This window comes from Pseudogulbenkiania sp. FW507-F1, from assembly GCF_058781125.1.
On the sequence record NZ_JBYSWM010000005.1, the window covers coordinates 162,422 to 170,544 of the forward strand.

Annotated in this window: 8 protein-coding genes; 6 read left to right on the forward strand and 2 right to left on the reverse strand. The window is 61.7% G+C overall.

Features of this window, described 5'->3' with window-relative positions:
- Genes AC3WG5_RS05135 through AC3WG5_RS05145 form a run of 3 tightly spaced genes read left to right on the forward strand, consistent with a single transcriptional unit; the run spans window position 1 to window position 3,016 of the window.
- The gene (locus AC3WG5_RS05135) at window positions 1-756 is read left to right on the forward strand and encodes a F0F1 ATP synthase subunit delta (protein ID WP_492568036.1); all 756 of its coding nucleotides are present in this window, start codon (window positions 1-3) and stop codon (window positions 754-756) included.
- Window positions 753-2,174 (forward strand): F0F1 ATP synthase subunit alpha, encoded by a 1,422-nt coding sequence (locus AC3WG5_RS05140; RefSeq protein WP_492568037.1) that lies wholly within the window; start codon window positions 753-755, stop codon window positions 2,172-2,174. Before AC3WG5_RS05135 ends, AC3WG5_RS05140 begins: the two co-directional genes overlap by 4 nt.
- Window positions 2,171-3,016, forward strand: coding sequence for a F0F1 ATP synthase subunit gamma (locus tag AC3WG5_RS05145; RefSeq protein WP_492568038.1), 846 nt, complete (start codon window positions 2,171-2,173; stop codon window positions 3,014-3,016). Before AC3WG5_RS05140 ends, AC3WG5_RS05145 begins: the two co-directional genes overlap by 4 nt.
- A gap of 120 nt (window positions 3,017-3,136) precedes the next feature.
- Here the strand turns inward: AC3WG5_RS05145 and AC3WG5_RS05150 are convergent, their stop codons facing one another.
- Entirely contained in the window at window positions 3,137-3,661 is a 525-nt protein-coding gene (locus AC3WG5_RS05150; protein WP_492568039.1) for a hypothetical protein, read from the reverse strand.
- A gap of 399 nt (window positions 3,662-4,060) precedes the next feature.
- Here AC3WG5_RS05150 and AC3WG5_RS05155 point away from each other — a divergent pair, with 399 nt between their 5' ends.
- Window positions 4,061-4,267, forward strand: a complete 207-nt coding sequence (locus tag AC3WG5_RS05155) for a hypothetical protein (RefSeq protein ID WP_492568040.1) — start codon at window positions 4,061-4,063, stop codon at window positions 4,265-4,267.
- Here the strand turns inward: AC3WG5_RS05155 and AC3WG5_RS05160 are convergent.
- Entirely contained in the window at window positions 4,255-5,286 is a 1,032-nt protein-coding gene (locus AC3WG5_RS05160; RefSeq protein WP_492568041.1) for a GlxA family transcriptional regulator, read from the reverse strand. The genes AC3WG5_RS05155 and AC3WG5_RS05160 overlap by 13 nt on opposite strands.
- Window positions 5,287-5,734: 448 nt before the next feature.
- On the opposite strand from AC3WG5_RS05160, the gene AC3WG5_RS05165 reads away from it, so the two are divergent.
- The gene (locus tag AC3WG5_RS05165; RefSeq protein WP_492568042.1) at window positions 5,735-6,058 is read left to right on the forward strand and encodes a 2Fe-2S iron-sulfur cluster-binding protein; all 324 of its coding nucleotides are present in this window, start codon (window positions 5,735-5,737) and stop codon (window positions 6,056-6,058) included.
- Window positions 6,059-6,200: 142 nt separating this feature from the next.
- Window positions 6,201-8,096, forward strand: a complete 1,896-nt coding sequence (locus AC3WG5_RS05170) for a putative bifunctional diguanylate cyclase/phosphodiesterase (protein WP_492568043.1) — start codon at window positions 6,201-6,203, stop codon at window positions 8,094-8,096.
- The last annotated feature ends 27 nt before the right edge of the window (window positions 8,097-8,123 follow it).

Here is an 8,123-nt window from a genome sequence, read left to right on the forward strand (position 1 = left end):
ATGGACCTGGACGCCACTACGTTCATCCTGGAGATCGTCAACTTCCTGGTCCTGCTGTGGCTGTTGACGCGCTTTCTGTACCGACCGCTGCAGGCAGCCATCGCGGCTCGCCAGCAGCAACACGAACAGGCCTATCAGACGTTGCAGGCCGAGCGCGCCGAACTGGAAGCCCAGCGGGGGCAACTGGCGGCTCGGCACGCCGAGATGGAGAGCCAAAGTGACAACGCACGCCACCAGCTGGCCGCGGAGATCGACGCCGAGCGCGCCAAGCGTCTGACGGAACTCTCGTCCGAGCTCGCCAGCGAACGCGCCAAGGCCAAGGTAAGGCTCGCGGCCTGGCAGGCCCGGCAGGCGCAACAACAGGATGAGGAGGCGGCGCAGCGCGCAGAAGCCTTCCTGCGCGGTTATCTCACCCGGTTGGCCGGACCGGAGCTCGAGCACGCCATTGTCGCTCTGTTTCTGGCCGATCTGGCCGCCTTGCCCGAAGAGACCCGCCGCCCCTTGCAAGCCAGCACCTTGGCAAGCGTCGAGGTGGCTAGCGCCTATGAAATGACGGAATCACAGCGCAATCAGGTCGAAAACGCCCTGACCACGCTGCTCGGCTTTACGCCTCAATTCGACTGGCAGCGCGACCCCGCGCTCATCGCCGGGCTGGCGGTACGGCTCGACGGCCACCTACTGGAAGCCAGCCTGGCCAAGTCGATTGATGGACTGCACACCACCGCGACAGCACCGAACCCGGGCAGTGCCGCATGAGCGCCAACGCGGGCATCGGGCTCACCATCGAAGAACGCGGCGAGATCGTCGGCATCGCCGACAGCATCGCCTGGGTCGGTGGGTTGCCCTCGGCCCGGCGCGGCGAGCTGCTCGAACTGGAAGGTGGTAGTTACGCCCTCGCCGACCAGCTCGACGAAAAGCTGATCGGCGCCATTCTGCTCGACTCCTCGCGCCGCGTCGCCGCCGGTACTCGCGTGCGCCGCTCCGGGCGCAGGCTGACCATTTCGTGCGGAGACACCCTGCTGGGCCGGGTGATCGACCCGCTCGGGCGCATGCTGGATGGACAGGCAGAACCGCAAACCCACACCAGACGCCCGCTCGAAGCCCCCTCGCCGCCCATCATCGCCCGCACGGCAGTAAGCCGCCCGCTCTACAGCGGCAACACCATCATCGACACCCTGCTGCCGATCGGGCGTGGCCAGCGCCAACTCATCATCGGCGACGACGGCACAGGAAAGAGCTCGCTGGCACTCGACGCAGTGATCAATCAGCGCGGCCAGAACGTGCGCTGCGTCTACGTGCTGATCGGCCAGCGCCGCGCCGCCGTGACCGAGGCGATCGACCTGCTGACGGAGTCCGGCGCGCTTGCCCATACCACCGTGGTGGTAGCCGAGGCGAGCGCCCTACCCGGTATTCAATACCTGGCCCCGTTCGCCGGCTGCGCACTGGCAGAAGACTGGATGCACGCGGGTCACGACGTGTTGACCGTGTTCGATGATCTTGGCCGGCATGCCCAGGCCTATCGCGAACTGTCGCTGCTGCTGCGCCGCCCTCCCGGGCGCGAGGCCTATCCGGGTGACATTTTCTACCTGCACTCGCGCCTGCTTGAACGTGCTACCACGCTGGCGCCAGAACAAGGCGGCGGCAGCCTGACCGCGTTACCCATCGTGCCGACCCAGCAAGGCGAGCTGGCGGCCTATATTCCGACCAACCTGATCTCGATCACCGACGGCCAGATCTATCTGAGCCAGCCCTTTTTCGCCGCCGGCATGCTGCCCGCCATCGATATCGGCCGTTCGGTATCCCGCATCGGCGGCAAGGCGCAGGATAAACCGATTGCCAGGGAAGCCGGTCGGCTACGGCTCGACTACCTGCAATTTCTCGAACTGGAAATGTTCACCCGCTTCGGCACGCGGCTGGAGCCCGGCATGGCGGAGCGCGTTGCACGTGGCCACTTGCTACGCGAGTTGTTCCGGCAAAGCCGGCTGGAGCCCCGCCCGATCACCTACCAAATGGCTTGGCTGATTGCCCTGAACCAAGGCTGGCTGGATCTGGATGCCAATGCCTTGGCGCCGCTTCTCGCTCAACTGGCCCAGCACAGCGCCAGCGCTCCGGCGCTGACCGCGCCGCGCGAACAGTGGGTGATGAGCGTGGCCACCTGGCTGGGGCGCCCATGAGCGGCGCGGCCCTGCGCGGGCACCTGCGCATGCTTGCGGAACTGGGCAAGATCGTTGGCGCCATGCGCAACCTTGCCTACGCCGAAGTCCAGCGGCTCAACCGCCTGACCCAGTCGCAAGCTCGGGCGGAGGAAGTGCTGCGGCAGGGCTTGGCGGAGAGTCATGGTGGAGCGTCGAGCAGCAAAGGCCGGCCCTTGTGGCTGGTCATTGGAGCGGAACGGGGCTTTTGTGGCGGCTTCAACGAGCGCCTGCAAGCCGCCTTGCCAGCGCTGTGTGCCCGCTACCCGGATGCGGTCTGGTTCGTGTCGGGTGACCGTCTGAGCCAGAACACTCAACCGCTGCCTCTTTCGTTCGAGGCTCTTCCCGGCTGCAACACGGCAGAAGAGGCTGCGGACTGCATCGAGGCTTGGCTCGATATGCTGTGGCCACGCTGGAGTGACAGCGAACCCGGGACCGAACTGTTCGTGTTGCACCATGCGGAGCATGAACTTTGCGAGCAACGCCTGCTGCCGCTGCCAACACTGCCGCCCCCCTCCCCTGGGCCGCCCCCGCTACGCACGCTGCCCGATGCCGTCTTGCGGCCAAAGCTGCAGACCGAGTGGTTGCGCGTCGCGTTGCTAGGCGCGCTGTTCCAGTCGCTGCAGCAGGAAAATCGCTGGCGTCTGGCGCAGATGCAGCGGGCACAAGACCATCTGGATGATACCGGTACCCGCCTGAAGCGAGCCTACTTCCGCCAACGCCAGGCCGACATCACCAGCGAGCTGGAAACCTTGATGTCCTCGCTCGATGTCGGACTCGCGCCGCCAGGTGCAAGCTGGCACCGCCATTCCGGCAGCTCCTGACCGTACCAGTGAGAGCCATTGCCATATGGGGAGCGGAGCCCTCTCGGTCGCCGCCTCCCGCTAGCATCATCCTACGCCGCGGCCTCCGCCCGGCGGTCCAGGTACTCGCGAACTATCGGTTTACTGAGTCTCGGTCTTTTCCTTATAACCGGGCGAGGTTTTCAGCTTGAAGTCGAGCCAGCCCGAAGGCGGGTTACGGGGAACGTGATAGCGGATGAATCCATAGCCCAACGCGGTATGGCAGGCATTGCAGCCCCTTTCGGCCTCGGCAAAGCGAGGATTGAACTGACTGAGGTCCTTCTTGTTGATGGCTGTCTGGAGCGGTACCAGATAATTCTCTTCAAGCGCTTTCAACATGGGCGCCCGCCCGGGCCGCGTCGCCTCGCCCACCTCCTGGGCTTCCAGCAACTCCTTCAACTGATAATCGGCCAGGCCCCAGTTACCGCCGTTGGCCGCCCAGTAGAGGTTGGCAAACCGCGTACCGATTTCGTTCATGACGACCCCGAGGCCGGGTTGAATCTCGGCCAAGGCATCGATCCGCTGCTCCGGGGGGCCGTCAAAAATGCTCTTGCCGACCTTCTCTTCGGCCAACGTTGGCAAACAAACCAATAAGACCGCGCAACCGCCTAGCAACCAGTGTTTCATAGCCACCTCCCCAGAAAGAGTCCATTCGGACGGTGCCCACACCATTTTCGGCCCGGAATGCGGAGTGAGCGCTTCCAGCTTAGGTCGCCTCATTTGCTCCAGCCACATCGATAATCGCACTCCGGTCGGCAACGGTAGTTACTGTCGATCACATCGCACCCGTTGTGCCCGAAAAAAAAATGGATGGCGATCCATCCACTCGACCGGGTCGCGGCCATGGAAAAACCTTGCGAGCACCACGCACTGGCTCCCTGCCGCCAAGCAGCGGGGCGCCGTATTCGCCGACTTCTCCACGAACGACGTCGAAACCTACAGGAAGATGCCCAAGGCAGTGATCACACAGTGCGGAGCAAGGGTACAACCGCCACAGGCGAAAGGCGGCTTGACGGGAAAGGACTGATGCTGCTCAAAACCAAAGAGGCCCCTAGCCTCTTTAACACGGTTGGAAAAATCCGTATCGGGCTGTTTTTTACAAATACCATGCAAACGTTCCGGCTCTTCGAATACCTCTCGATTGTGAATGATTGCCACCTCATTCAAAAGCAAGGCTTTTCGATGCACCCAAAGAAGCTGCCCGGGATTATCAGCTCCCGCTATGATGCATGATTTTTAACGGCCCCTCTATTTCTCATTTCGGTCGGAGTGATACCAAACTCCGTCTTGAAAGAACGAGTAAAATGGGAAGACCCGATAAATCCACACTCGAATGCAATATAAGATATTTGATGCTTGGTGTTAAGCAGGAAATGCCGGGCATGGTTTAACCTTAGCTTCAAGGAAAAAGACGCAGGTGTCATGCCCAACTCAACATGAAACAATCTTTCGAGCTGCCTAAGGCTGACATTGACCTTCCGAGAAACATCCTCAATTGAAAGCGGGTTACTCAGGTTGCGTTCGATCAAAAGCATGGCTTTTCGCACCACCAGGTTCGATACTTTTTCTGTCAAAACAGGCTGTGGCTGAGGAGTGGCTGCCGGCAGAGGCATTTCCTCAAGCATAATGCGGAGAGCCCGTGCTGCTTCGAATTTTCCACAGTGTTTTTCGATGAGATGCGCAGCCAGATGCGTTACCCCCGCCCCGCCGGCACACGTCATTCTCTTGCCATCTATGATGAATAATTCATCCGAACTAACCGGCAGCTTTGGAAATTCGGCCTCAAAATGTTGATGGTGAAACCAACTAACACAGCAATTATGGCCTTGCATCAGCCCTGCGCGTGCCAATATGAAGCTTCCCGTGCAAATACCCACAAGCGGTATACCCAATTCCGCTGCGCTTTTCAGATAGCTTAGCAATTGATTGGATATTTTCTTCCCGGAGTGCAATAGACCACCGACGACGACAATATAGTCAAATGACTTTGGATCTTCCAGCCCTGCGGTGGGGATCACCTCCAGGCCACAACTGGAGGCAATCGGTCGACTGTCATGGCTTAAAACTTTCCATTTGCAACGAATCTGCCGGCTAAAGTCGCCGTCATCTGCTGCCAGCCTCAGCGCATCAACGAAGTTTGAAAACGCACTCAGCGTAAACTGAGGCGCGAGTATGAAGGCAACCGACAATGGCTTTACTACTTCATTCTGCTTGGACACTAAATGATTGTTACCCATAACGATACTATCCATTCTTGATAGCCCTCCCACGCAGCTTTAAATGATTGCCATTTGCTGGTGAAGTCTTTCCCTTCGATGACCCGGATGCCCCTGCACAATCGTGAGCATCTTTCTGTTTGTTACGTTCGATAATTGCAACGCTTGCCAAGGCCAGTCAAGTTCTCACTGGAAGTCCGGGGGTGTCCCCCAAGAGACTGGTTGTTGACGCTCCATGCCGCTGCAATGGGACGGTTGCGGGTCTTCCCTGACCGCAATCTCCCGTCAATACACGCTTTTCAGGTACCCCACATCCTCCTACTTCATTTACGCGAACACTCCGCACCCGTGATGCATTACCAAAAGTCAGTGAAAGGGTGCAGGAAATGTAACTGGATGCTGGGGGCAGACTTGATACGCTGTAGCCAAGCATTACACACAGATCACGAGTGATTCTGAAAGCGCCTCTCCTACGGTTGGTAGGGTGCGGCTGCGAGCCGAGGAGCATGCGGCCGAGGCCCACGAACACGAAGAGATTGCACAGGACACTCATTGCGTAAGCTTCAAGGAATCCGGCAAGTCGGTGCAGGTGGCAAGCGGGATGACCCTGCATGCGGCCGCGGCCAGTGCCGGTCTCACCATCCCCAAAGCCTGCGGCATGGGCATCTGCGGCACCTGCCGGGTGAGGGTGCTGGAGGGCGAGACGGAGATGAATCACAACGGCGGCATCACGGACGAAGAAATCGCCGAAGGCTATGTGCTCACTTGCTGTACCAAGGCCAAATCGGATGTGAGTCTAGAGTACTGATTCGGAGTAAGCCATCTGGGGCGGGGTCGTATTCGGACGCGAACGCTCCGTAGACCGCCCCGCCCGGATCGAGGCCCGGCACGCCTCCCTGCCCCCAGCCGTACACCACCTATACTGAAAAGTATGGTTGGAGGCAAAGATCATGACGACACCAAAGGTTGCGGGAAACGATGCGATCGGGGCCAGCTGCGTCACCCCGGACGACTACGCTCGCCTGTACCGTGCGCTGCGCACCCTGAGCGCGGGCAACCGGGCGCTGGCGCGGGCGCCGGACGAGCAAACCTTGCTGCAGGACATGTGCAACGCCATCGTCGAGCAAGGCGGCTACCGCATGGCCTGGATCGGCTACATCGAGCACGACGAGCACCAGAGCATCAAGCCGATGGCCCATGCCGGCGTCGAAGAAGGCTTCCTGCAACTGCTCGACCTGACCTGGTCCGAGCAGAGCACCACACCGTCCGGCCTCGCCATCCGTACCGGCAAGCCGCAGGTCGGGCATGACGTCCTGAACGACCCCGCCCTAGCCACACTGTTCGAGGAGCAAAAACGGCGCGGCTACGCCGCGGCGAGCGCCTATCCGCTGGTGATCGACGGCGAAATCGGCGGCAACCTGAGCATTGTCGCCGGCGAATACAACGCTTTCGGCGAGGAAGAGTTGCGCGTGCTCAGCGAGTTGGCCGAAGACGTCGCCTACGGCATCAGCGCCCTGCGCAGCCGGGAGCGCCACCAGGAAGCCGAAGCGGCCATGCACCGCATGGCGTATTACGACCAGCTCACCGGGCTGCCCAACCGTACCCTGTTTCTCGATCAGCTCGGGCGCATGATTGCTGCTTCGAGCCCCCCCTTCCGCCCGTTCGCGGTGGGCATCCTCAACGTCACCCAGTTCCGGGAGATCAACGACGTACTGGGCTACCAGCAAGCCAACGAACTCTTGCTGCAGGTGGCCGCCCGCCTGCAGCCGCAGATCGACCAGGGGTATTTCCTCGGGCGCGTGAGCGACAACGAGTTCGCCATCCTGCAGCCCAACACCGACGCCGAGCGCGCCTCGCAGGAGGCGCTGCGATTGTTGCGCCAGTTCGACGAGCCGCTCACCGTGGCCGGTATCCAGGTCGATGCGCGGCTGCGTATCGGACTCTCGCTGTTTCCGGGGCACGGCCAGGAGCCGGACGCGCTGATGCGGCGTGCCACCATGGCGTCGCGCCAGGCCCTGCGTTCGGCAGTGAACTACACCATCTTCAACGGCAGTCTCGACAAGGAATGCACCCGCCACGTCTCGCTGATCGCCGAATTGCACCATGCCATCGAGCATGACGAGCTTCGCCTCTACTGCCAGCCCAAGATCCAGTTCGACACCGGCAAGCTGTGCGGCGCCGAGGCGCTGGTGCGCTGGCAGCACCCCGAACGCGGACTGGTCCAACCCGACCTCTTCATCAAGCTGGCGGAGCAGGCCGGCATGATCACCTCGCTCACGCATTGGATACTGGAAGCGGCCTTCCGGCATATCTACACGCTGGAACAGGCCGGGCGCCCCACCCCGCTGGCGGTCAACCTGTCGGCGCGCGACCTGCTCGACCCGCGCCTGGCCGAGCGCATCCGCGGCCTGTTCCTCACCTGGGGCATAGACCCCGCCCACCTGCAATTCGAGCTGACCGAAAGCGCCCTGATGGACGACCCCGGCGGCGCGCTGGCGACGCTCAACCAGCTCAAGGCGCTCGGGGTGCAACTGGCGGTGGACGACTTCGGCACCGGCTATTCCAGCCTGAGCTACCTGCAGCGGCTGCCGGCCGACACCATCAAGATCGACCAGTCGTTCGTCGGCGCCATGATCGCCGACCAGGAGTCGGACACGATCGTACGCTCGACCATCGACCTGGGGCACAACCTGGGACTGCACGTGGTGGCCGAAGGCGTGGAAAACCGCGACATCTGGAACCGGCTGGCGACGCTGGGCTGCGACATCGCCCAGGGCTACTTCGTCAGCCGGCCGATCCCGGTGGAGCAGTTCGACAGCTCCTGGCACACCACGCTTGCAGCCTGACCCCGGCCCGCCCGCGCACCCCACTCG